The 22,194-nt window shown below is 55.3% G+C and carries 35 protein-coding genes and 1 pseudogene; 6 read left to right on the forward strand and 30 right to left on the reverse strand.

Going from position 1 to position 22,194, the window contains the following annotated elements:
- Positions 1 to 21 precede the first annotated feature (21 nt).
- The 23 genes and pseudogenes from NUH19_RS04595 to NUH19_RS04705 all read right to left on the reverse strand — a co-directional run bounded on the left by NUH19_RS04595 (position 22) and on the right by NUH19_RS04705 (position 11,673).
- Positions 22 to 1,323, reverse strand: coding sequence for a PBSX family phage terminase large subunit (locus tag NUH19_RS04595; protein ID WP_262315382.1), 1,302 nt, complete (start codon positions 1,321 to 1,323; stop codon positions 22 to 24).
- A complete protein-coding gene (locus NUH19_RS04600) occupies positions 1,298 to 1,837 on the reverse strand; it encodes a terminase small subunit (protein WP_262315569.1) in 540 nt (179 codons plus the stop codon). The genes NUH19_RS04595 and NUH19_RS04600 overlap by 26 nt, the downstream gene beginning before the upstream one ends.
- 563 nt (positions 1,838 to 2,400) lie before the next feature.
- A complete protein-coding gene (locus NUH19_RS04605) occupies positions 2,401 to 2,817 on the reverse strand; it encodes an ArpU family phage packaging/lysis transcriptional regulator (RefSeq protein ID WP_262315383.1) in 417 nt (138 codons plus the stop codon).
- A gap of 130 nt (positions 2,818 to 2,947) precedes the next feature.
- Complete coding sequence (locus NUH19_RS04610; RefSeq protein ID WP_262315384.1) at positions 2,948 to 3,103, reverse strand: hypothetical protein; 156 nt, start codon at positions 3,101 to 3,103, stop codon at positions 2,948 to 2,950.
- A gap of 8 nt (positions 3,104 to 3,111) precedes the next feature.
- Entirely contained in the window at positions 3,112 to 3,525 is a 414-nt protein-coding gene (locus tag NUH19_RS04615; protein ID WP_262315385.1) for a RusA family crossover junction endodeoxyribonuclease, read from the reverse strand.
- A gap of 69 nt (positions 3,526 to 3,594) precedes the next feature.
- Positions 3,595 to 3,945 (reverse strand): hypothetical protein, encoded by a 351-nt coding sequence (locus NUH19_RS04620; protein ID WP_262315386.1) that lies wholly within the window; start codon positions 3,943 to 3,945, stop codon positions 3,595 to 3,597.
- Positions 3,935 to 4,111, reverse strand: coding sequence for a hypothetical protein (locus tag NUH19_RS04625; RefSeq protein ID WP_262315387.1), 177 nt, complete (start codon positions 4,109 to 4,111; stop codon positions 3,935 to 3,937). Before NUH19_RS04625 ends, NUH19_RS04620 begins: the two co-directional genes overlap by 11 nt.
- Positions 4,111 to 4,434, reverse strand: a complete 324-nt coding sequence (locus NUH19_RS04630; RefSeq protein ID WP_262315388.1) for a hypothetical protein — start codon at positions 4,432 to 4,434, stop codon at positions 4,111 to 4,113. Before NUH19_RS04630 ends, NUH19_RS04625 begins: the two co-directional genes overlap by 1 nt.
- A 43-nt stretch (positions 4,435 to 4,477) precedes the next feature.
- Positions 4,478 to 4,960 carry a DUF1642 domain-containing protein gene (locus tag NUH19_RS04635; protein WP_262315389.1) on the reverse strand — a complete coding sequence of 161 codons (483 nt, stop codon included), beginning with the start codon at positions 4,958 to 4,960 and terminating at the stop codon, positions 4,478 to 4,480.
- Complete coding sequence (locus NUH19_RS04640; protein ID WP_262315390.1) at positions 4,957 to 5,280, reverse strand: hypothetical protein; 324 nt, start codon at positions 5,278 to 5,280, stop codon at positions 4,957 to 4,959. The genes NUH19_RS04635 and NUH19_RS04640 overlap by 4 nt, the downstream gene beginning before the upstream one ends.
- 274 nt (positions 5,281 to 5,554) lie before the next feature.
- Positions 5,555 to 6,169, reverse strand: coding sequence for a hypothetical protein (locus NUH19_RS04645; RefSeq protein WP_262315391.1), 615 nt, complete (start codon positions 6,167 to 6,169; stop codon positions 5,555 to 5,557).
- A complete protein-coding gene (locus tag NUH19_RS04650; RefSeq protein WP_262315392.1) occupies positions 6,166 to 6,465 on the reverse strand; it encodes a hypothetical protein in 300 nt (99 codons plus the stop codon). The genes NUH19_RS04645 and NUH19_RS04650 overlap by 4 nt, the downstream gene beginning before the upstream one ends.
- Positions 6,462 to 6,887 (reverse strand): RusA family crossover junction endodeoxyribonuclease, encoded by a 426-nt coding sequence (locus NUH19_RS04655; RefSeq protein ID WP_262315393.1) that lies wholly within the window; start codon positions 6,885 to 6,887, stop codon positions 6,462 to 6,464. Before NUH19_RS04655 ends, NUH19_RS04650 begins: the two co-directional genes overlap by 4 nt.
- The gene (locus NUH19_RS04660; protein WP_262315394.1) at positions 6,880 to 7,845 is read right to left on the reverse strand and encodes a Lin1244/Lin1753 domain-containing protein; all 966 of its coding nucleotides are present in this window, start codon (positions 7,843 to 7,845) and stop codon (positions 6,880 to 6,882) included. Before NUH19_RS04660 ends, NUH19_RS04655 begins: the two co-directional genes overlap by 8 nt.
- Positions 7,846 to 7,893: 48 nt before the next feature.
- Positions 7,894 to 8,454, reverse strand: a complete 561-nt coding sequence (locus NUH19_RS04665; protein ID WP_262315395.1) for a DUF669 domain-containing protein — start codon at positions 8,452 to 8,454, stop codon at positions 7,894 to 7,896.
- On the reverse strand, positions 8,451 to 9,413 hold the full coding sequence (locus NUH19_RS04670) for an ATP-binding protein (protein ID WP_262315396.1): 963 nt from the start codon (positions 9,411 to 9,413) through the stop codon (positions 8,451 to 8,453). The genes NUH19_RS04665 and NUH19_RS04670 overlap by 4 nt, the downstream gene beginning before the upstream one ends.
- 2 nt (positions 9,414 to 9,415) lie before the next feature.
- Positions 9,416 to 10,036 (reverse strand): host-nuclease inhibitor Gam family protein, encoded by a 621-nt coding sequence (locus NUH19_RS04675; protein WP_262315397.1) that lies wholly within the window; start codon positions 10,034 to 10,036, stop codon positions 9,416 to 9,418.
- Positions 10,029 to 10,238, reverse strand: coding sequence for a hypothetical protein (locus NUH19_RS04680; RefSeq protein WP_262315398.1), 210 nt, complete (start codon positions 10,236 to 10,238; stop codon positions 10,029 to 10,031). Before NUH19_RS04680 ends, NUH19_RS04675 begins: the two co-directional genes overlap by 8 nt.
- Entirely contained in the window at positions 10,238 to 10,498 is a 261-nt protein-coding gene (locus NUH19_RS04685) for a hypothetical protein (protein WP_262315399.1), read from the reverse strand. Before NUH19_RS04685 ends, NUH19_RS04680 begins: the two co-directional genes overlap by 1 nt.
- Before the next feature lie 14 nt (positions 10,499 to 10,512).
- Positions 10,513 to 10,803 (reverse strand): hypothetical protein, encoded by a 291-nt coding sequence (locus NUH19_RS04690; RefSeq protein ID WP_262315400.1) that lies wholly within the window; start codon positions 10,801 to 10,803, stop codon positions 10,513 to 10,515.
- A pseudogene (locus tag NUH19_RS04695) lies at positions 10,781 to 11,287 on the reverse strand (helix-turn-helix domain-containing protein); the annotation flags it as partial. The gene NUH19_RS04690 and the pseudogene NUH19_RS04695, both read right to left, overlap by 23 nt.
- A gap of 36 nt (positions 11,288 to 11,323) precedes the next feature.
- Entirely contained in the window at positions 11,324 to 11,500 is a 177-nt protein-coding gene (locus NUH19_RS04700; RefSeq protein WP_262315401.1) for a hypothetical protein, read from the reverse strand.
- Positions 11,497 to 11,673 carry a hypothetical protein gene (locus NUH19_RS04705; RefSeq protein ID WP_262315402.1) on the reverse strand — a complete coding sequence of 59 codons (177 nt, stop codon included), beginning with the start codon at positions 11,671 to 11,673 and terminating at the stop codon, positions 11,497 to 11,499. Before NUH19_RS04705 ends, NUH19_RS04700 begins: the two co-directional genes overlap by 4 nt.
- Before the next feature lie 60 nt (positions 11,674 to 11,733).
- On the opposite strand from NUH19_RS04705, the gene NUH19_RS04710 reads away from it, so the two are divergent.
- Positions 11,734 to 12,009, forward strand: coding sequence for a hypothetical protein (locus NUH19_RS04710; protein WP_262315403.1), 276 nt, complete (start codon positions 11,734 to 11,736; stop codon positions 12,007 to 12,009).
- On the opposite strand, the gene NUH19_RS04715 is transcribed toward NUH19_RS04710, so the two are convergent.
- On the reverse strand, positions 12,003 to 12,287 hold the full coding sequence (locus tag NUH19_RS04715; protein WP_262315404.1) for a hypothetical protein: 285 nt from the start codon (positions 12,285 to 12,287) through the stop codon (positions 12,003 to 12,005). The two genes, NUH19_RS04710 and NUH19_RS04715, sit on opposite strands and share 7 nt — an antisense overlap.
- Positions 12,284 to 12,526: a helix-turn-helix domain-containing protein gene (locus tag NUH19_RS04720; RefSeq protein WP_262315405.1), complete on the reverse strand. Its 243-nt coding sequence runs from the start codon at positions 12,524 to 12,526 to the stop codon at positions 12,284 to 12,286. Before NUH19_RS04720 ends, NUH19_RS04715 begins: the two co-directional genes overlap by 4 nt.
- Positions 12,527 to 12,687: 161 nt before the next feature.
- Between NUH19_RS04720 and NUH19_RS04725 the strand changes: the two genes are divergently transcribed.
- The 5 genes from NUH19_RS04725 to NUH19_RS04745 all read left to right on the forward strand — a co-directional run bounded on the left by NUH19_RS04725 (position 12,688) and on the right by NUH19_RS04745 (position 17,314).
- The gene (locus NUH19_RS04725; protein ID WP_262315406.1) at positions 12,688 to 13,092 is read left to right on the forward strand and encodes a helix-turn-helix domain-containing protein; all 405 of its coding nucleotides are present in this window, start codon (positions 12,688 to 12,690) and stop codon (positions 13,090 to 13,092) included.
- Entirely contained in the window at positions 13,082 to 13,486 is a 405-nt protein-coding gene (locus NUH19_RS04730) for an ImmA/IrrE family metallo-endopeptidase (protein ID WP_262315407.1), read from the forward strand. Before NUH19_RS04725 ends, NUH19_RS04730 begins: the two co-directional genes overlap by 11 nt.
- A gap of 11 nt (positions 13,487 to 13,497) precedes the next feature.
- Positions 13,498 to 14,421: a hypothetical protein gene (locus NUH19_RS04735; protein ID WP_262315408.1), complete on the forward strand. Its 924-nt coding sequence runs from the start codon at positions 13,498 to 13,500 to the stop codon at positions 14,419 to 14,421.
- Positions 14,422 to 14,597: 176 nt separating this feature from the next.
- The gene (locus NUH19_RS04740) at positions 14,598 to 15,869 is read left to right on the forward strand and encodes a hypothetical protein (RefSeq protein ID WP_262315409.1); all 1,272 of its coding nucleotides are present in this window, start codon (positions 14,598 to 14,600) and stop codon (positions 15,867 to 15,869) included.
- A 212-nt stretch (positions 15,870 to 16,081) separates the two neighbouring features.
- Entirely contained in the window at positions 16,082 to 17,314 is a 1,233-nt protein-coding gene (locus NUH19_RS04745) for a tyrosine-type recombinase/integrase (RefSeq protein WP_262315410.1), read from the forward strand.
- Between the two features lie 74 nt (positions 17,315 to 17,388).
- Here NUH19_RS04745 and NUH19_RS04750 read toward each other — a convergent pair whose 3' ends face one another.
- The 5 genes from NUH19_RS04750 to NUH19_RS04770 are packed head-to-tail and all read right to left on the reverse strand — an operon-like array spanning position 17,389 to position 21,749.
- Positions 17,389 to 18,462, reverse strand: a complete 1,074-nt coding sequence (locus NUH19_RS04750) for an ABC transporter substrate-binding protein (protein ID WP_262315411.1) — start codon at positions 18,460 to 18,462, stop codon at positions 17,389 to 17,391.
- A complete protein-coding gene (locus tag NUH19_RS04755; protein WP_262315570.1) occupies positions 18,459 to 19,271 on the reverse strand; it encodes an ABC transporter permease in 813 nt (270 codons plus the stop codon). Before NUH19_RS04755 ends, NUH19_RS04750 begins: the two co-directional genes overlap by 4 nt.
- The gene (locus tag NUH19_RS04760) at positions 19,268 to 20,083 is read right to left on the reverse strand and encodes an ABC transporter permease (protein WP_262315412.1); all 816 of its coding nucleotides are present in this window, start codon (positions 20,081 to 20,083) and stop codon (positions 19,268 to 19,270) included. Before NUH19_RS04760 ends, NUH19_RS04755 begins: the two co-directional genes overlap by 4 nt.
- 11 nt (positions 20,084 to 20,094) lie before the next feature.
- Entirely contained in the window at positions 20,095 to 21,186 is a 1,092-nt protein-coding gene (locus tag NUH19_RS04765; RefSeq protein WP_225049093.1) for an ABC transporter ATP-binding protein, read from the reverse strand.
- A 23-nt stretch (positions 21,187 to 21,209) separates the two neighbouring features.
- Positions 21,210 to 21,749, reverse strand: coding sequence for a helix-turn-helix domain-containing protein (locus tag NUH19_RS04770; protein WP_262315413.1), 540 nt, complete (start codon positions 21,747 to 21,749; stop codon positions 21,210 to 21,212).
- Positions 21,750 to 22,194 lie beyond the last annotated feature (445 nt).

Genomic DNA, 22,194 nt, shown 5'->3' on the forward strand with positions numbered 1-22,194 from the left:
CATGCAGCATCGTCTATCACCTCACATGTAATTCGCATAAAAATGGTTCGCGGCGTAGCGGCTCTCGTCCATTGCGTGGTTGTTAGCGTCGACCGGGTGGCCGCTCGTCTCGTCGCGAACGTACATGCCGAGCTCCTTGGTGTAATCGTAGTGGCCGTATGGACACCCGTCCGGCACCTCGACCACACGGAACTGACCGCTGGCCATCAGGTTCTGTTGCCGCTGAATGCCGACCTCAATACCCTTACGCCCGCCGACCACCTCGTGGCCGTTGTTGTTGGCCGTGCTGGCGTCGATGCCCAGCTTGACCAGCTCCATGCGCAGCGCTAGCGCCGCCGGGTCCACCTCGACCACGCTGTACTGCAGGCCGAAGTGCCGGGTACACCACAAGATGAACTCCTTGAGCTGTGCCGCATACGTTGACATGGCGCGCTGTTCACCGGTCTCTCGGCCGGAGTGGTAGAAGTTCGCCACTCGGTTCAGCACGTACTTCCACTCGCCGTCCACCACCCGCCGTGTGACGATGTTGCAGCTCATGGTAGTAGCGTCGTCCTGCCCGGCGTCGGTCTCGAAGAACATCTCGACCGGCTCACCGATCAGCGTGGCGTCAGTCATCGTGTCCGGGTCGAAGATGGAGTAGATCAGGCCCTCTGGCATCACCCGAAGGCCCAGCCAGTCGCGCTTGTACAGGTACGGCGACTTCTTGAGCTGCGTCTCCATCTCGGCCAGCCGCTGCTGCGTCATGATCGGGTTGTCGCTCATGCGCCAGTGTAGCCAGTGCGCGTCGCGCTCCTGGAAGAACTTGATGATCGGGTCCTGTGGCGCCGGTGGGTTGAGGTCGGCCAGGTGATAGCGCACCTTGGCCGCAGCCGTCCTCCGGAACGTCTCGTTGAGGAACTCGAGGTTGAGCAGGTTGATTTCGGAGTACGCCACGGAGCCCAGCGACATGCCTCGAATGGCGTTGGCACTGTTGGACTTGGCGCCGCCCTTGAAGTAGATCTTCTTGTGCCCGCTCGGCAGGTCGATGGCCAGGTGATCGCCCGACCGATCTCGCCGCAGGTGACTGCAGCCGTCGAAGATGTAGGCCAGTCCCATGCCGTCGCCCTCGATGAAGAGGTTGTACGCCAGCTCTTGGTTGTACGCGCTGACCAGGTGGTTCTCGTCCGGACTGATCATGTAGAACATAGCCAGGCGCGAGTCGTCGGCCGCCGTCTTGCCGGCACGGATGCTGCCCTCGTTGACGTCGAACAGGTGGTCAAACGGCGAGAAGATGAAGCTCTGCTGCTTCGGCGAGAAGCTAACTGCCTTGACGTTTGTCTTCACTCTTGTCATCTCCCTTCGCTAACAGTGCCGCCGCGCCCTTAGCCAGTGCTTCAATCAACGGATTCTTGTACCCGATGCCCTTAAGCTCGTCGCGCTGCATTTCAGCTATGTCAGCAGCGGCCTCGGTCTGTCGCGTCCGCGCATCGAGCAACTTGTCCGTCCCCGGGTATCGCTTGAGTAGTTCGCGGCCAGCAGCCATGCGGTCCTTGATGCTGGGAGAATTGTCAACCGCTTCTGCACCGTCTCCAGTACCCACCACAATGGTCTCGCTTGCTTCGCCTCGAAGCACCGTCGTAAGATACTGCAGTACCTCATCGGCATTCGCAATCTTCTCGGATTCAAGCTCAGCCATTCGTTTTTCGATGGCTGATTTTATTCCGACATTTTCCAACATTTTTGATGACTGAGCCTTGGCGTATGCCTTGGAATAGCCAGCGGAAACCGCGGCCTGATAGGCATTACCCGACTGTACATAATTGTCAACAAATCGTTGTTGTTTTGGCTTTAGCGTCATCACATATCACCACACCTCCGTGTTCTTTTTCGCACGAACGCGGCTTGCTTGGGCGGCCTTCAGCAGGCTTAGCTCGCTTGTCGTGCTTCTTGCTTTTCTTTTCTTCGGCGTAGATCCTGCCGAGTATGTCGGCCTCATTCTTGCAGACGTAGCCGAACTTGGTCCATCGCATTTGGCTCATCACATGACCTCACGAAAAAACCGCCTCAAGGGCGGCTTCTGTGTGCTGTGGCTTTTAGGACAGAGGATGTCACTTCCTCTTCTTTTTTGTGGCGTCGCACACTCGCGCTATGACCACCAGCCGTCTGACCGACTGGCAGCCCGCTGGCGGGTACCAGCTAAAGGAGAAAATTTTGGGTGAAACAGGTGTTCTACTATCCGCCCGAGTTAGGGGTTCGGGCGAAGGCGCCGTGCCTGGCTTGCACAGGCTGTGAGCTTTACCTCTCGGCGCTCGATGGTCGCTACCAGCGGACCTTCGATGCTACTATCATATGTCTGAAAAAAGTTTAGTTCCGATGTTTATGCGGTACAAAATGTTGGGATTCCGTTGAAATTCCGAAGATTCAGCAGAAGACGAGTAGCTTCTCACCGGGAAATGCCTCTGCGAACTCCATCAGCGCCCGGTGCCTCATATACCGGACAACACCGTCGTTGTCCACGTTGAGCCTGGCCGCGATCTCGTACCCGGTCAGTGGCTCTGGCGTGCAGTACGAGTAGAAAAGCACCCAGTAGCTCTGCACCGGAAGTAGCGCCAACGCCTGGATGATGGTCTCCAGCGTCTGCTGAGCGTCGAAAGTCTCTGTGAGCCGCTTCTCCTGCAAGTTGCCGTAGCCGGTGGCTCTGGGAATGTCGGTGACCGTCGGCGACTTGATGTCTGTGAGTGGCCGCCCCGCCATCCGTGCGATGCGTCTGAAGTCCTTGAGCAGATCACGTGCGTTGTCTCGGCTTGCCTGCTCGTCTATGTCTGGTACCAGTCCCATGCCACACACCCCTTATGCTATAATCGTCTTGTGTGAGCGTGCCTTCAGGGGTGCGCTTTTTTCGTGTGCCGTTATAATTTCCTCCCGCACCACTGGCAATACCGCGCGAGGCGCTCGCGATTGCAGTTAGTCATCGCTGGTCAGTCTTCTTCCGCACATCAGGCAGTAGTTGATCGATTGGGATGCGGATGTGCAGGTCCACGACCTGTCCTTTGTTGACGGTCTTTTCTTGCATGGACAGGATGCTGCCCTTAACGGTGATGCTGTTGTCCTTGAGTTCCTTCATGATAATTCCTACTTGATTTCTTCGATTGTGATTTCTACGCGCGGGTCTTCTGTGTAGTACTTGCTGCAGCTCGAATCGACGATCTGTGCGTCGTCAATCCAGACCAGGCCGGTCAGTGCGTCTGTGATTGCCTTGAAATAGTTGTCGGTGTCGCCTTTGACCGTGGGCCGGATTAGGCCCGCCGCTTTTGCGGCTCTGAGACGCTTGCTGCCGGACTTTTGAATCGGCCGGTACACTTTAACGTGGCAGGCGACGGGACCCGTCAGCGGCTCGCTGTGGTACTGCTGCGATGCCTGAGTGGCAACCGTGAACTTGTAGTCGCGTGAGGTCTTTGGGTCATAGGCCCTAGCGAAGCCGCCACGGGCTGAAAACTTTGGCCGCCCCTGCGGAACTGGAACGCCGATGATGGTCAGATGGATCATCGCTGGTCACCTCCCCAGTACCTAGTCTCGTGTGTCTTGCCTGGCCGAACGTACTTCTCAACATCTACTTCAATCTTTCTCATCTCGCACCTCCGCCTCCAATTTCACGATTTCCCCTGTTTCTTCCACGCGCCAGATACCTAGCACCCATGCAAGGGCAAAAGTGTCCTCATTGTCTGCAATCCAGTTAGACAGTTCGCGATCACCCAAAGCCCCTTGAGCTGCCCAATGTAGTTCATCGCTTAGATGTTCGCCCTGATCTTCTACGATTTGATTACCCACCGCTTCTGGAATCGCCGGCATATCATCTGGCAGGGCGGCGTCATATCTACTCATCATTTCGCTATAATCAACCCAACCGCTTTTCGTCGCGTGATTCATCGCTACTTCGAACACGTCTCGCTTCGTCTCATTGCTCATCGTCAGTCACCCCCAACTGTTCCTTGTTGTAATCGATAATACGTTGATAGCCGTTGTTGGATTGCCACGCGCAATCATAAAGACCACACAGATCAAGCTTATTAATCGCATTGTTCGCGGCATCAATGGCCTTTTGTGCCGCGTCTATGTCAGCTTTATTCGCCATCAGTCCTTCACCTCCACAGTTTCGGCTATAAAACTGTTTTCTGGTAAGCTCAATTTGCATCCGTCCTTGAGCTTCACAATATATGCTCCAGGATTGCCGCATATCACGTTGCGTGCGTATTCGATTGATACCACATCGCGGTCAGTATGATTTTCAACGCGAATAATATTTCCTTTGCCATCCATATCATCGCTCGTATATTGCTCCCCATATGGGTGCCCAACGCTAATGTACCTAGTGCAGTTGTACTCGTGCCCGTCATAATCATTTTGACAAACGTCCATTGCAATCAGGCTCTCAAGGCTCACAATTTTCCTAGTCATTGTCAGTCACCTCCACTTTCTCACAATCATGCAAGCCGTAGTGCTAGATTTCGGCGTCAGTAAATTGCTGAATGTGGTCCTTGTTACCAAACACAGAGTTGGCGGAGAGCTTCCCGTTGCGTAACTTCATGTAGTAGGCGCCGTCCACGTGTGGTACCTTTACGTTCCACCGCTTCGGCTTCTCGACCGTCCAGCCGAGGACGTAGGCGCGCATGAGGCGGTCCTCAAGGTCGCTGGTTAAGTCCCAACCATGATGATCGTTTGAGTATGACGTAATCACGCTGGACGGTCTGAAGGTTGGATTTTTTGCCGTTTCCAGCATCTCCGCCTCTTCCGCGCTCACCACGACCTTCGCCGGGGCCTCGATCAGTTCGACCACGTGGCCACCGTAATCGGAAGCAGTGCGCTTTGCATACGGCTCATTGACACCAAACCACAGCGTGGCGAAACCCGTCTCCCACGTGAGTTCGTCCATGTCGATATGGGCATACTCGCCCTTGTCGTTCTTCACAGCCCATAAGCTCATCGTTCGTCCTCCTCAACCTTGACCAGATTCCCCGCATCGTCCAGCTCGTACAGCGTCTTCTCGAATCCATCGCGCAGCGCAGGCCCGTACATCCGATTTTCCCATGTGTTGCTCAAGATATTGCGGTTAAGCGGATAGCGCCGCAGCACAATCTGGTCGTCGTAAACGCCGCGGCTCTGGTCGCAGTTCCACTCGGTGGCCTCACGCTCCGCAGCTACGAGCGCTGCTTCCTTCGAGTCATATACGCCAACCACGTTCTCGACGTAGTCTTCGTAGTCCCCGGACACGTGAATCGGAATGTAGATCATCTTGTCTGTCATTCGGCTACCCCCTTCACCGAAACGACCTGCAGCCACCCCCTGTGGTATGCCGCAGCTAGGCATCGACTGCACACCTTCATGCTGTTGTCGAAAGGTTCGACGTAGCAGGCTACCCCGTCGCGCGTAAACTGAACTGGCTCGCCATCCTTGTGGGGGCTGACGTATAGCTCGACGGCCCCGCACAGAGACGGCAGCGTGTCCTTATCCGAATCCCCAGCAACGTGCCAGGTCCCGCTTCCGGGGACCGTAAGCACCATCACGCCATGTCCACTTTTCATTTCGCTGCCTCCTGTTTGATGCGCGCCACACCCTCGAAAATGACCCAGTGTCCCGTCTCGTAGGTCGTACCGCCAATTTCAAGGCGTTGATTGGTGGTTAGCTTCTCCTTCTGCATCCCCAGCTTGAGCATCGGCTGATAGCGGTTGGCGAAGTATTGGATTGTGCCATCTGGCTTCAAAGCTCGTGCTGACATCTCCTGAGGGCAGGCGATACCTAAGTCTGTCTCGCAACGGATGATATAGTTGACAGTACGCCCAAGCTTCTTGCTGGTCTGGCTTCGCGTCAGTCCGGCGCGGTAACACTCGAGCACCTGCTTGCCGACCGCCATACGCTGAGCGCGAGCGTTCTCGACTGCCGAATTTCCGCGTGTGCCTGGTATCATCTTCTCCGCGATGTGCTTTACCGATACGTTGATACGTCCGGTACCGGTAGCATGAATCCTGCGCTTAGTGAGCTCTGGCGACTTGCTAACGTCGATGATGGCAGAGTTCTCGTTTACCTTGACCACTACGCCGTGGAAGTCGTACCAAGGTTCAACGACCCCGACCGCTGGGAAGGCTGCGTGGTACTTGATCACGTGACACGTTTCCCCTGGCACTAAAGCCTTCATGCCATCGCCCCCTTCGCTGGAACCTCAAGATCCTTCATCGGTGTGGTAGCGACCCAAAACTTCATGCTGGCCATGGCCGACTCGTTTGCCGCCTTCAGGTCATCGACCGTCTTGATGTCCTTCTCCAGCACCAGCTTCTGGCGAACATAGTCCAGGGCCCAGGTCATGCTGGGGAAGTAGTGTGGCCGTAGCGGGACCAGGCGGCCATCCTTGCCGTAGTATGTTTCTCCGACCGTGTACTGCGCGAAGTCAGTTTGCCGAATCACGTACTTACCAATTTCGATTTTGATGCTCATGATAGTTCCTCCACTTCGATTTCCACCCTCGGGCCACCGCCGTCGTCGTAGTACGTGGCGACAGTGATGGCCACGATTTGGTTGTCGTCGTGCCAGGCGATGCCCGTTAGCGCGTCTGACACGGCCTTGTAGTAATTGTCCACGTCCGGCTTGACCGTCGGGCGGATTGTGCCCAGCATTTTAGCGTCGTGCTGACGTTTTGAGCCGCTCTTTTGAATTGACCGGTAGACGTCAACTCTGACTTTCAGAGCGCCGTCTAGCGGCTCTCCGTGCCATTGCTGGTGTGCGTGCCAAGAGACCAGTGCTTTGTAGCTGCGTGACTTGGGCGGGTCAACGCCACGCACTCCGTATGGTGTGCGGTAGACACGTGGCCGGCCCTGTGGCACCGGCTCTCCTGGCACAGTGATCTTGTGGCTAGCCATTCTTGCTGGCCTCTAGCTCTTTAAGTTCATCCAGACGGGCCTTGAGGCTGGCTTTCTGGTCATCAGTGAATGGCACCTCTGGTGCTTTATAGCCAGGCTGTAGCCACTCTGGAGCCGTCTCCTGGCGTGCAGGCTTACCAAAGCGTTGCTGGCGTGGCGCGTTAGCTTTGGCCGTCTGCTCGTGAGCCTTAGCCTCAGCCTCGGCCTGCTCGACCGTCTTGATGCCCTGCTCGCGGTACTGCGTCAGCACGCGATCGAGGTACTTGTCGGCAGCCTTGGCTTGCACGGCGCGGCGAGCGGCGTAGTCGATCACCCACGTCACCAACTCGTCACCAAACTCGGAAACCCAGTCGACAAGGTCTTGTTGGGCAACGGCATTTGGGAAGCCCCAGACGGACTGCCAGCGATCGAATGCTAATTCTTCGTGCGCGTGCCCGCCAGACAGACTGTCATTTGGTTTACTTTTATTTGTTTTACTTTCCTTTACTTTACTTTGGGGATTGTCAGCCTTGGAAACCCGAGTTTCCAAGTAGTTTACAGGATTGGAAACCTCGTTATCATCTTTGCATTCGTCCTGCATTAGGTCGTACTCGGGTTCAATCGAGCTATCCTTCTTCTGAGCTGCGGCAGACTTGTAGCGCTTTTGGATGTCCGTGCTTGTCAGTATATTTTGCCCAGCAAACATGCCAGCGTCGAAATACCCAACTTGGACAGCCTTTTGCACCACTTCGTCAACGAACAATTCTTTGACCCCAACATCGTCAGCAATCAAAAACCGAGCGTCTTCGTCGTAGCTCATGTAGTACCCGCGTTCCGAGTAAATGTAACCTTCAATGCAATCCACGACCGCAACTGATGCCGGCCCATTTGCCTTCATGATCTTGCGCACGGCCAGCTTGTGAACGAAGTCCGTGTCGCGAGGGTAGTAGTCCAATCCCTTCTTGATTGGTCTTGCCAACTTACCGCCCCCTTACCCGCTGTCTCGAATCTGTGTCATGGCATCCTCCTAGAATGGCAGGTCGTCATCACTGATGTCCATGGTACCTTTGCCGGCATCAGCAAACGGGTCCGGTGCCGCCGGCCGTGGCGGCTGTGCTGGTGCCCCGTAGCGGCTCGCGGTGGCAGCCTGCTGACCGGCTGAGTGATGTTTGACCACCGGCTGCTCAGTCATCTGCGGGTGTTGCGTCTGCATCAGGGACTTGACGTCGGAGTACTGCTTGCCGTTGTCGGCGGTGACCATCTCGATGCTGACGCGGAATGGCTTGCCAAGCATCGCCTCGGCCCAGTTCTCCGGTGTGCCAAAGTCGAAACCTTGCGGCACCCCGCCGACAGCCTTAGTCAGTGCGTTGAACCGCCACATTGAGTTTGGCGTGATCACGTAGTTGTCGCGGCGAATCTCACTGCCTGCGCAGTTTTGCTCTACGTCGCTGCGGACACGGTAGTTCATCAGGATCATGTTGTTGCCGGAGTTGGCAACTTGGGTTTCCCAAGCGCTCGGATAGACCTCGTACTCCCCGCTTTCAAGTGGCTTGATGCCAGCGTTGTTTTCGTCGTAAGTAAAGCTCATGCTTGTGCCTCCGTCTTCTGCTGTGCGGCGCTTTGTGCCGCTTCCTTCGCCTTCACGCCGGCCAGGTATTTGTAACCTTTGGTCAGCTCATCCATCGTCCAGTCCTTGAGTTCTGGCTTGCCTAGCTTTAGCTCCAACGCTGCCAGCTTGAGCAGGACCGCTTGACTCTCAGTCGTCATCTTGACGATGGCGTCCTGTGCCTTGATTTTGCGCTCCCGCATTTTGGCAACCAGGTCGACGCCTAGCTCAGCCCAGGAAACAATCTTGCGGCCGACTTCACGATCCAGCACCTGCGGCTGAGCGAAGATGGAGCTGTTGTCCTTCATCGCCTGGGCAATGTGGTTCTCGTAAAGTTGGAAGGTGATGGCGAACTCGTACTCGGTGCCGTCCTTCATCTCAGGCTTCAAACCGACCTTCTCGACCTTCACCTTGCCGGTGTCGGTGCGAGTGACTTCAACGCCCTGCTTGCTGCGGGCTGTGGCGATCACGTGGACGTCGTTGCGTGTCAGCAGGTTCAGCAGCTTTTGCTGGTCTGGGCCGACCTTCTTCCAATCGCCGATTTGGCCGCCGTATTCGTCAACCTTGTTCAGGATGCCGCCTTCTCCCGACCATGCACTCGATGTGGAGTCGATGATGATCACCTGGCATCCTGCTTGCTTGAGTAGCGTAAAGGCTTCCTCGTAGCGGTCGGCAGTGAATGGTGCTTCGAGATCAACCTTGGTGAAGCTGCCGATGGTGACACCGTCATGCTCTGTGTTGACGTACAGGCTCGAGCGCTGGTGCTCGGTGTCGATGACGCCGATGTTCTCCCACTGCTTGGCCTCTTCCAGGTCGGGCTGTATCTTCTCGAGCATCCCCTTGGCGATCAGTAGGGCGCTAAGCGTCTTGCCTGAGCCGCTGGCTCCCATCAGCAGGATGGGGACCTTGATTTGCGAACGCTGTGCTTTTGTGACTTTCATCGTCATAGCTCCTTCACGATTGGGGCCGGCTTGATGTTCGGGGTCTCCGTCCCCACCGGCTGTACTTCCAGTCCTGGCACCGCCTCGCCGTTCTCATCGACAACCTTGTCGCCAACAATCTTGATGGCGGGCTTGAGGTCGGCGAGCTTGATGCTCTCCTTGCGGGTGATCACCTCTGCCTGTGTGTCCTCGTCCCAGCTGTGCTTGACGAAGTCCAGCAACTGGTCGGGGTCGCTGATGTGGACCGTCGCCGTCTTCTTGACTGTGACGGTCACCTTGCCGAACGGCGTGTCGAGCTTGTACCTCTTGTCGTGCTGTCGCTGGTTTGCGACGAAGGCTACAAGCTCATGCTCAAGGTAGTTGCGACCGCTGTTGTGGCTCTCCAAGCACGCCTTTTCCCAAGCATTCACCTGCTCGATGTAGTGGCCGGCCTGACTACGCACGGCTGCGTCCTCGGCGTTCATCTTGGCCAAGCGCAGCAGCGCGTAGCCTGCGGTGATCTCGTCCTTGACGTAACGGGTATCGGCCTGGCCAAAGGCCGTGATTTCGTCCATGGCCTGCTCGTACAGCGCGGCATTCGGGTCTGGCATGAAGCTTGGAGCGGTTGTCTTCTGATCAATCAACTTCGGCACCCTCTTTCGCCATCAGGGTCATGAGCAGGGCAGTTGCAACCAATGAGAGCTTCTTCCCAGCATCCTTTGCGATGTAGGAGACTAGCGCTTCAAGTGCGGCCGAAACCTCAACGGATGATGTTGCTTCAGAGCTGATGAGTGTTGCTACTCCGTTCTCTTTGAGCTCGGTGGTGATTGTGATTGTGTGTTCCATTACTTGACCGCCTTTCGCGTTGGCTGTTGATGTGATAAACTTAGGTAAATAATGTTTTGATTTGGTTCTGATGCCTCAGCGGTGGCCGCCGCTGGGGCTTTTTTGTCGTCCTCGTCCGGTTCGTCTTCCTCCCATCCGAAGAACTCCTTGACGCGCGGGTGGCGCGTCATGAAGCGGTTTGTCGGTTCAACGCCAGCCGAAGCAATCATCCCCAGGCCGCCGATGGTGCCGAGCATCAGAACTGCGATTCCTGCTACCATGCCTGTTTCCTCCTTCAATTGACCGAGTTCTCGGTCAGATACTTGTCAACCGCTCCAGACCAGTACCGGCGCTGTGTTCCTGCCGGATAGCTTGGGAGCTGCCGGATGGTCGCTTCTGCCAGGCGGTCATCGGCGACCTTGATCACCTTGCGAACCTCCTGCCGCGTCATGCCGTGATGCGGTAGTGCCGCGCTGACCTCTTGTCTGACCAGGTCCCGCAGCACCGGCTTCACCTGCTCAACGAGCATGGTTGCGATCAGCTTTGCGAATGCTTCGTCGTCGCTAGTCTTGACTGCTACGTCCATCTTTTCGCCTCCCTTGGTCTTCGAGAAGTCCGAAGAACACGTTCATGTACGTGATCACCGAGCGCCCGATTGTTGTGTAGTTCTCGATGTGCCGCCAATCGGCTTTGCTGCGCCTCTCCGGCGCTTTGCCCATGGCCTCCTGCATCTCTGCCGTGGCCCGCTCCATTCGCACCAGCGCCCCGCTCATCGCCATGTAGACGGTGAGAGGATCAGTGCTGTGCAGCTCGTCCGGGAACACGTCTACCCCGGTCAGTACCTCGGTCGCAGCCGCTTGGAAGTAGCTGTCCGGGACTGCGTGGATCAGGTCGGCCAGGGTCATCTCTGGAATGCTGCGCCGCTCAATCCAGCGGCTCACTGCCGACTGTGTGACATGCACCGCCATGGCAAGCTCCTTCTTCGACATACCGGTGCGGTTGAGCCCGTCCTCGAACTCTTGAATGATGTCAATTGCCATTTTGTCACCTCCCTTCGGTGTCAATTGGTGGCGGCACGGCTTGCGGGCGGTACCGCCATACTTGAGTCAGATGGTAATCGAGGCTGCCTCGTCTTGAATCTCGCGGTCTTCCGCGTCTGATACGAGCAGATACATGGCGTCAAGCACCTTATCGCTCTTGGCCTCCAGCTGGCGCCGAGAATACTGGCGCCCGCTCTCCGCGAGCCGATTGAAGATGTACTCGATTTTTTCTTTGCGGCTCATGCTCTCACCTCCAAGTTCCGTAGATCCATGATGATTAGCCGGGCCAGCATGATTAGATCGGTCAGCGCTGATGCCTCCAGCGTGAATCCAGATTCCAGGGCCTTGTCGCGGTCATCCTCCAGGCAATCCCGGAGTTCCTCGTACTTAGCAATTAGTTCAGCCTTGTTGATCATGTTCTCTCCTTCTTTCGCTCTTTGACATGTGAGATAATCGCCTCAAAGGAGGTGATTGTAATGAAAAACTATTTGGTGACCTTTCAAGAATCTGGCGAAGATAACGCCATTCGCATCAAGGCTCTGTTAGAACAGCTCGATCCAGATAACTGGGTCGAAGTCAGCCATAATCAGATGGCCGTCCGTGTCGACTCGGGAGCGTCACAGCTACGTGCCGAGCTACGCCCAGCGCTGAAAACCGGTCAAACAGTGAGTGTCTTCGAGATCAAGTCATTCAGTTGCTCTGCATCCGGGGTCACGGACGAGCTGACAAACCGTGGCTATACAATTCAGTAGATGCATCGGCGCACATATTCGTCATAGTGCCGGCGGTACTCAGCCTCGCTTGCTAATGGTCCTGGGAATGAACAGCCTGGGAACAAATACTTTGAAGAGTTTTCTGACAAGGCAGCTGGGCGTGTAGGTTCAGTTGCCTTGTTGACTAGTGGCTCGAAGTAGTCCGTTGAAACAATTCGTGCTCCCTCGCAGTCGATCTCAACCCGCTGATATGGGTTCCCATGCTTGCGCAGAATTTCAACGATGGCACGCGCATGTGCCTTCACTTCATCGTTCATTGAGTTACCTCCTTTGATTTCGATTTTCGCAAAGATGAGATGAAAATTTTTTCCAACGGAATGCCGAGTTCGCTTGCGACAACAGGAATTTCCGTGGCCTTGAATCGATAGGCCCCCGCCTCGCGACGGCTATACTTATCAACCGCTGGTAAACCTAGTACCTTTGCCATATGGGTCTGTGTGATTCCTTGAAGCTCACGTGACTCGCGAATCAGCTTGAGATTAACTTCAAAGCTCAAATGATCACCTCCTTTGCGATATTAGCAATCTCTATGGTGCTATCATACATAGCGATTTTCGCAAAGTCAACACCTTTTTTGCGATTTAAGAAACATAGATAGCGATAGTCGCAATTCGTGCTATATTTAGTTTGCGTAATGCGCAATATCAGGAGGTTAATATGGAAGCAGATGCTATTAGAACACGACTGATAAACCTTCGGGAAAGCCAGAACCTTTCTCAGGTTGAACTTGGTAAGCGCATTGGAATCAACAATACAATTATCAACAAAATTGAAAGCGGAACCCGCGCTGTGTCTGCCGAGGAGCTTGGCCGATTCGCGGACTTCTATGGCGTAACGTCAGACTATATTCGAGGGGCAAACCACACTCCGGAATGGGCAACCACAGAAGACGTTGCAGATCTCAAGCAGTGGCTTGATGATCCAGACGCCATGAACACCTTCAATTTCGGCGGCAACAAACTAAGCGACGACGAGAAAGCAAAGCTGCAGCTCGCAGTAACCCAGATCTTCTGGGACAAGCTCAAACAGCGTCACAAAGGTGGTAGCGCCTTTGGCAATTAACGATATGGTCCCATTCATCGCGCACCGATATGGCACCGCTGATCCTTTCACAATCGCTGAGCAGCTCAACATCGACGTCAGGTGGCGTGATCTGGGACCTGGCATCATGGGCAAGACCGTCTACGTTTTCGGCCAACCTACCGTGCTGCTGAACCCACAGGTCAAGGACACGCCAGAGCGGCTGTTCGTGATGGCGCACGAGCTGGGCCATGTGATCTTGCACGAGGGCCTTGCCAGCTACTACCGCCTGGCTCGCGGTGGCAACGACAAGGCCGAGTACGAAGCCGACTGCTTCGCTGAGAAGCTGTTGGTGCTGCTGTATGTCGAGGAGAACCGGGAACTGCCCGCTACATACGATGACGTGGTCCACGGGTACGGGTTCCCTGAATTATAGGGGTTGAGGGTATGAAAAAATGCTGGGTTCTTCCTATGGCCGTGGCCGTTATGCTTTTGGCTGGGTGTAAAAAGGAAGAGGAGAAGGGTTACAGCTTCAACGATCAAGTTAAGCAGGCAGAGAAAGACAAGCCTGGATATGCCGGCAAGCTCGATGAAGACGGCGACGTTGTGAAGGTTCCAGATTACGCAAACAACCAGACTACCGTAACAGTACACTGGAAAAGCGGCGCAATTGCTGAGATGCAAGATGACTCTGGCCAGAATCAGCCAACGACTCTTGCGGCCGGTGGAGATGGGTATGTCACGTTCCCCATTGTGGTGACAACCAAAGACGCGAAGCTGCAAGTGAAAATGACATACAAGCGGCAGTACAAAACGGCCACGATTACCGTCAAGCACAATGTCCACGACGCTACCGACGATTTAGACGAATTTGCGGCATCTGAATCAAAGAAACAAGCCGCGGCCGACGCCTCCATCGAGAAAGCAAATGCTGCTGACGAGGCTGAAGAAGCAAAGGCCGCCAGCGCTTCGTCAGCTAAAGCAGCCGCAGCCAAGAAATCCAAGGACGGTCAATACACTCCCATCGAACAGGCCTTTGATTTAGAAAGCATTATGAAGCAGTCGGACGACGTCTTACTTAGCCGCGGCGCTGGTGTCTCCTTTGACAAATTCGACATCATTGATTTTGGAGCGGATCAGATGCATCAGTACCATGTTCTCTTGGCACCACCTGGTCAAAAGTCGCCCCTCTTCCTTGCGACCTTCAAACGGCCAAAGGGACGGACTTTGGTTCTGTCCGATCGAGTCACGCTTCAAGGCAGCTTAAATGGTAAGTCAAGTGTCACCACTACGGCACTAAAGACGGGCATAAAATCCAACTATTACGGTGCCCCCGTAATTTTGGTGGTTGTCGATAAAGCTACGTGGTAATTCTTTGGCCCCACATCGTGGCTTTTATTTCAAGGAATACTCGGACGAGTTCGACACTAAGAAGAGAGAGCTGCTGGGATTGTAGACGGAACCCCATGCCAGGACTTTTCTTTCAGAATTTTGGCAGATTTGAACGGCAACGAAATGCCCCCCCATATGGAGCAGAGGAACACAACGTGGAAAAAGAAAAACGTCCAGAACAATTAGACTTGGATCTGAGCGAGTCAGATAGCCTGCTTTCAATTCCAGCTGGTACACATTACTGGCTGATGCGCGCTCGTGGTGGAAGGTTTTTAACTGATTTCATTGAAGGCGGTTTTATTAGCCTTGGGTTTAACAAAATAACCATGGAAGCACTTTGTTGCCCTGACACCATAAAAGGTACCACAGGGATTCCAGATATTCGGCAACTAGTGGCGCAAGCCTATCCCGAGGATTCAAAACTGGCAATCACTTTACACTCAAATCAAATACGACAATTTGTTTATGAGTTCAACGTTGGTGATGTGGTAATCGTCCCAGGTCGGAATTCCGATATCTTTGCTATTGGAGTGATAGACGGCCCTGCATATGATGAGCCGCAACACCTGCTTCAGGAGAGAATTGAAAACCGCATTCGTGATGGCATCAATTATAGTCTTACTGACGACATCAAACGTCGAAGCGTTTGCTGGATAAAAACTTTCAAACGTGCTGATCTTCCGAAAAATCTGCTATTTGCCCTAAACGCTCAGCAGACAATTTTGCGAATTGAAGACGGGCATTCAGCCATCAATAAGTTGATTTCGCCGCTTTTTCAAGATGAAAATGGAATCAACTTGGTCATTGCCACCCAAGTCAACAACGGTTTGTCCGTCCAACAATTACAGGCGTTAACTGAGATTGCCTCTTCAGTTGTGTCAGGTGACGAAAGTACCTCGCTACGTATTGATACCGAGAAGAATTCACCAATAACGCTCACCTTCATTGCGCAACTACTGGACAAGGATACGCTGCATGCGATATTAGTGTCCTTTGCTCCGTACATGCAGCAATCTGGCGAGGTAGTAGCTAGCGCTGTAACGGCTGGCGGGATTTTCTTTGGAATTAATTCTGCACTAAAAATTCTTGGTGGAAAATCCATTAAAGAAGAAGGCCTAATTGGATGGGTTCAGGATCGGCATTCACAATTTTTAGACAATAAACGCAAAAAAATCGAACTGGCAAAAGATGAATCAGAGCTAAAGGCACTGCAGCAAAAAGAAAAAACCACTGATATAAGTCCAGCAGCTCAACAAGGCATCGCGAGCCTAAACCCCAAACTCAAAAATTCCGGAACCGAAATCGAACCTCATAGTCAAACCAAGTCCGATGGGGCCCGATTTGAACCGAAAGAAGAAAAACGCAACCAAAAAAAGAAGGCAAAAGCCAAGCGGTCGGGTCATAAGCATACCCAAAAAGATGAGTAATGAACGCCAGTAGCATCGCAAAAAACGATGACATCCACAAGTAAATTACAAGCTTCTTTACCATCTAGCGCGCCCCCTTTTCTTCAGCACATTATAACCACAACAGGCTGGAAAACCAACAAGAGATTCTACGCAATCCCTGCTGGAATACCAGCTATATTTTAACACATTTAACGAACATACGTTTGTCAACAATCAAAGGAGGAATTGACATGAGGGCATGGACGCCAGTCCCCCGCCATCCGGGGCTGTTTAGCTACGAGACGCGAAAAGGCACGCGCTACGGCGTGCGGCGCGGCTTCAAAAATAGTCAAGGAAAGCGCGATGAATTTCACCCAAGCGGTTTTCACACTTGGCGCGACGCCGACCGGGCGCTGAAAGACTTCGAGGCCAGCCTGGCATCTGGCCAGCTGAACACGCTCACTGGTGCGTCAGTTCGGCTTGGTGACTACTTCGACAAAATGGCGGAGCGGAAGATGAAGTATGGCGCATGGCGGCAGTCAACCTACGACGCGTTCACAAGGTACTTCAACAATCACATCCGTGTGGTTTTTGGCAGTCGGCCGATGAGCAGTATCAAGCGTCCAGAGTACCAGGCATTTCTCGACTCGCTCGCCGACGACAAGAAACTGCGTCTTGGCACCGTGCGGACAATCCACCGTGTGATGATGACCACGCTGAACGCGGCTGAGACAGAAGACGTGATTCAGAAGAACGTGCTGCGCCGCATGGAGCTCCACGGTATCGAACCGAAACCGGTAGACATCAATCCCGAAGACTTCGACCGATGGATGATGGCAGCCGAGCAGATTTTCGACAGGTATACGTACTGCATGATTAATGTTGCGACACTTGGACTGCGACGTGGAGAGATCTTCGGGCTACGAACCAGCAGCATCAGCTTCCAGAAGGACGAGGCGACCGGAGAAGAACTAGCAGCCGTCAAGGTTGATTTGCAACGTGGCGAAGACTACCCGACCGGCGGGCCGCTCAAAAATAAGCCTTCCTACCGTACGATTTGGACAGACGGTGAGATGGTGGCAATGCTACACTATGCAATTTTGGCAAGCGACAACCTGCGGAAGAAGAACGGTGTGCCGGACCACGCCACCAAATGGCTGTGGGTGAACACTGTTGGCCGGCCCGTCTCCTCGGACTATATGCACGGGAAAATGAAGGACGTCAACCTCGCAACCGGACTATCGCTTCGGCCACACATGTTCCGCCACTACTTTGCGACCAGGGCTATCGGATCAGGTGCAGCACAAATCGACGTCATGCACTACCTCGGACACAAGAACCTGCAGATGACAGCAGACTACACCAGGCCGACAAAAGTTGCGTCCCTCGACGTTTTCAAAGGGTTTGACCACGCTACCGGCGGTACAAAAAAATGTACCGCCGAAAGTACCGCCGAACCGATGGCTTCGGATGACTCGCGATGACAATCGCAAAACAAAAAGGCTTGCCCTGATGGCGATTCATACCATCTTGGGCAAGCCTTTTCAATCCGAGAAAGCTATTTTCTGAACATTTTGAACTCGAGGAACAGGTCATTGTACAGCCCCACGGTCTTGGGTGCTAGGTCCTTGTAGACCTCGGAGCGGCGAATGACGTCTTGATCCGGGTAGAACTGCTTGTCGTTTTGGACCTTCTTGGGCAGGCGGCGCAAGGCGGCGTCGTTGGGCGTCGAGTAACCGACGTAATCCGCGTTTTGAGCCGCGTTTTTCGGGTCGTTCATAAAGTTCAAAAAGGCGTAGACGGCCTTCAGGTGCTTGGCAGTTTTGGGAATCACGAAGTTGTCGAACCAGAGGTTGGAACCCTCGGTCGGCACGACGTAATGCAGGTGCGAATTGTCCCACATCATGTCGGCGGCCTCACCGGACCAGTCGACGGCCAGCGGCGCCTCGCCTTCCGCCATGTACATCTTGATTTCATCGGCGACCACCGCCTTGACGTTCGGCGACAGGGCGTCGAGCTTGGTCTTGGCCAGCTGTAGGGTCGTCGGGTTGGTCGTGTTCATCGACTTGCCCATCGACACCAGGGAGAAGCCCAGGATGTCACGCGCCGAGTCGATCAGCATGATGTCACCGCGCCACTTCTTGTTCCACAGGTCGTCCCAGTGTTCAACCTCGGAGCGCTTGACGTACTGGTCGTTGTAGATGATGCCAAGCGTTCCCCAGAAGTAGGGCAGCGAGTACTTGTTGCCGGGGTCAAAGGAGCGGTTCATGTACAGGCTGCCGAAGTTTTTCAGGCCGGTCAGCCTGCTTTTGTCCAGCGGAATCAGCATGTTGGCCTTAATCATCTTCTCGACCATGTACTCGGAAGGCACGGTCAGGTCGTAGGACGTGCCGCCTTGCTGGATCTTGGTGTACATCGCCTCGTTGGAGTCGAAGGTCTCCTGGTTGACGTGGTAACCGGTTTGCTTCTCGAACTTCTTGATCAACGCCGGGTCGATGTAGTCGCCCCAGTTGGCGAAGTTCAGCGTGTTGCCGCCGGTGGCGCCTTGGGTCTTTTTCAAGTTGGCCGACCACAGGGCCAGCCCGGCGACCACGGCGAGAATCGCCACGATCATGCTCATGAGCTTCTTCACAGTGTCTCGCCCCCCTTGTGCTTGGCCTTGCGCGTCTGGGCGCCTTGCTGGATGAAGTAGTAGCCGATGACCAACAGCAGCGCGAAGATGAACATCACGCCGGACAGCGCGTTGATCTCCAGGCTAATGCCTTGCCGGGCCCGGGCGTAGATTTCGACGGCCAGGGTCTGAAAGCCGTTGCCGGTAACGAAGAAGGTGACGGCAAAGTCATCCAGCGAGTAGGTGAAAGCCATGAAGAACCCGGACAAAATCCCGGGGGTGATGAACGGCATGATGATGTGCGTCAGCACCTGGGTGGTGGTGGAGCCGAGGTCGCGGGCCGCGTCCAGCATGGACTGGCGCATTTCCTTGAGCTTGGGCAGCACCATCAGCACCACGATGGGGATCGAAAAGGCGATGTGCGACAGCAGCACCGACAGGAAGCCCAGCGGGACCTTCAGCGCGGTGAAGAAGATCAGGAAACTCGCCCCGATGATGACGTCGGGCGACACCATCAGGATGTTGTTCATGCTCAGCACGGTGTTTTTGATCACCGGCCGGCTGGTGCGGTGAATCGCCAAGGCCCCCATCGTGCCGACGATGGTGGCAATCAGGCTGGACAACAGCGCGAGCAGCAGCGTGTCGACCACAATCTGAATCATCCGCGTGTCGGCGAACAGGTCCAGGTAGTGCTGCCAGGTGAAGCCGTGGAAGTTGCTCATCGAGTCGCCGGCGGAGAAGGAGTAGCCGACCAGGTAGAAAATCGGCACGTACAGCAGAATGAAGACGAAGATCAGGTAGAGGTTAGACCACTTCCATTTTTTCATCAGGCCCGGCCCCCTTTCCGCTTGCGTTCCCCGGTCAGGAACATGATCAAAAACATCGCGATGATCAACACGACGCCGATGGTCGAGCCCATCCCCCAGTTCATGGTGACCAGGAAGTGCTCCTCAATCGCGGTCCCCAGCGTGATCACGCGGTTCCCGCCAATCAGGCGCGTCAGCATGAACAGGCTGAGGCTGGGGATGAACACCGCCTGCACCCCGGCCTTCACGCCGCTCATGGTCAAAGGCAAGATCACGCGGGTGAAGGTCTGCCAGCCCTTGGCCCCCAGGTCGCGAGACGCGTTCACGTAGCCCTGGTCGAGCTCCTCGATGCCGTTGAAAATCGGCAGGATCATGAACGGAATTTCGATGTAGCTCGCCACCAGAATGAACGAGAAGTCCGTGAACAGGAACTGCTTGGGCGCGATGCCAAACATCGCGAGGAAGCCGTTGACCCCGCCGTCTTGGGAAAAGATGCCGATGAAGGCGTAGGCCTTGAGCAGCAGGTTGATCCAGGTCGGCAGGATGATGAGCAACAGCCACAGCTGCTTGTGCTTGGCGTAGTGCAGCAAGTACGCGGTGGGATACGAGATCAAAAGCGTCACCGCCGTGATGATGAACGCGTACACCACCGAGTTGATGGTCATCAGGATGTAGGTGCCGGACTGAAAGTACGTCGCATAGTTGCTCAGCGTGAAGTGACCGCTGATGTCAAAGAAGCTTTGGTAGATGATGAGCAGGACCGGCGCCACGACGAACAGGGCCAGCCACAACCCGTACGGCACGTAAAAGGCCGCGTTGGTGGTACTTTTCTTCAACTGACTCCCCCCTATTCACCTTCGTAGCTTTCAAGCCGCGCGTCGAAGTCCTCCTCCGATTCGTTCAGGCGCATGACGTGGATGTCCTCCGGATCGAAGGTCAGCCCCACCGTCTCGCCGTCCTTGGCCGGGTTGGTGGAATGCACCAGCCACTCGTTTTGGGCGCCATCGTAGGCCACGATTTCGTAGTAGTCGCCGCGGAACAGCTGGGTGTCGACCGTGACGGTCACCTTGCCCTTGTCGACCGCCGTCAAGTCGAGGTCCTCGGGCCGCAGCACGACTTCGACCTGCTCGTGCGGCCGCATGCCGGCGTCGGCGCATTCGAACTGCTTGCCGTTGAACTCCACCAGGTAGTCTTCAATCATGTAGCCGGAGACGATGTTGCTTTCCCCGATGAAGTCGGCGACGAAGTGGTTGATCGGCTCGTCGTAGATGTCCACCGGGGTGCCGCTTTGCTGGACCTCGCCGTCATTCATGACGAAGATTTCGTCGGACAACGCCAGCGCCTCTTCCTGGTCGTGGGTGACGAACAAGAACGTGATGCCCAGCCGCTGCTGCAGCTCGCGCAGCTCGTATTGCATGTCCTTGCGCAGCTTGGCGTCAAGCGCCGACAACGGCTCGTCGAGCAGCAGCACGGAAGGCTCCAGCACGATGGCCCGGGCGATAGCGATGCGCTGCTGCTGGCCGCCGGACAGCTCGGAAATTTCGCGGTCGGCCAGGTCGTCCAGCCGCACCATGTGCAAGGCGTCCTTCACCCGCGTTTTGATCTCGGCCTTGGGCAGCTTTTGGATGCGCAGGCCATACGCGACGTTTTCGAACACGTTCATGTGCGGGAACAGCGCGTAGTCTTGGAAAACGGTGTTGACGCGCCGCTCGTTGGCCGGGATGTCGTTCACCCGCTTGCCCTCGAACAAAACGTCGCCGGACGTCACGTCCAAAAAGCCGTTGATGGCGCGTAAGATAGTCGTTTTGCCGCTGCCGGAAGGCCCCAGCAGCGTGTAGAACTTGCCGCGCTCGATTTCGATGTTCACGTCCTTGAGAACGACGGTGTCGCCGTAGGTCTTGTTGACGTGCTTGAGTTCAATGATGGTGTTGTTGCTCAATCTCCCCACTCCTCTAACTGGACTTACAGGTAAGACGCCGTGGCCACCAGCAGGATTTCGCTGGCGGTTTTGGCGGCGTTGACAATGCGGTGCTGCTGGGTCGCGTGAAAGTAGATCGTCTCGCCACGCTTGGCCAGGTAGTGCTTGTCGCCGAGCTCGAGGGTCACCCGCCCCTTGGTCACGTAGACGAAGGTTTCGGCCGGCGATGGCTCGAAGGTTTTGAAGGTGCCGCCCGGTTCGAAGCTGATGCGAACCGGCTCCATCTCGTTCTCGTTGCTCTCCGGTACCAGCCAGCGCAGGTTGAACCCCCGCTCTTCGTCCTCGTACTCGACTTGGTCTTCTGCGGTGTACACCAGCTGGTCCTCACGGTTTTCGGTGAAAAACTGCGCCGGCGTCTGCCCCAGCACGTTCAGGATGTCGAAGAATGTCTCCATCGAAGGCGAGCCCTGATCGTGCTCAAGCTGCGAGATGTACCCCTTCGTCAGGTCGGTTCGCTCTCCCAGCTCCTCTTGTGTCAGGTTCTTTTGGATTCGCAGGTCGCGAATCCTCTGACCGATGTCCATGCGACACCTCCTTGTTTGGTAAAACTAAACTCTAAGTTTAATATTCTAGCCCATTATACCGACTGACCCCCAAAAAGCAACGCCCCCGCGCAAAAAAATTGATGACAATTTGATGACAGGGTACGTTCGGGTCTGACCGCCTGTGGCGCAGGCTCAACCGCGATTCCCGCCACCGTGCGGCGGATTACCGAACACGCGCGGCCACTAACCGCCGCCCCTGCGGCAAACCGCGGCCGGTGTTCCCCGTGCGGCACCGTGAAGGCCCGATCGCGTGAGGGCGGGTCGCGAAAAGTGCAGCGGTGCAAGGCGAGGTCGCACGTAGCGCCGGCCGGTGTCACCGCTAGCCGGGGACACCGGCAACGCGGCTCGCCGAGCGATCCCGGCCAGCGGCGCCGGCTGGGCCGCGGCCAACAAAAAAGGCCGCAATCAGATGATTGCGGTCTCG

The sequence above is a fragment of the Lacticaseibacillus parakribbianus genome (assembly GCF_025490915.1).
Lineage (GTDB): Bacteria > Bacillota > Bacilli > Lactobacillales > Lactobacillaceae > Lacticaseibacillus > Lacticaseibacillus parakribbianus.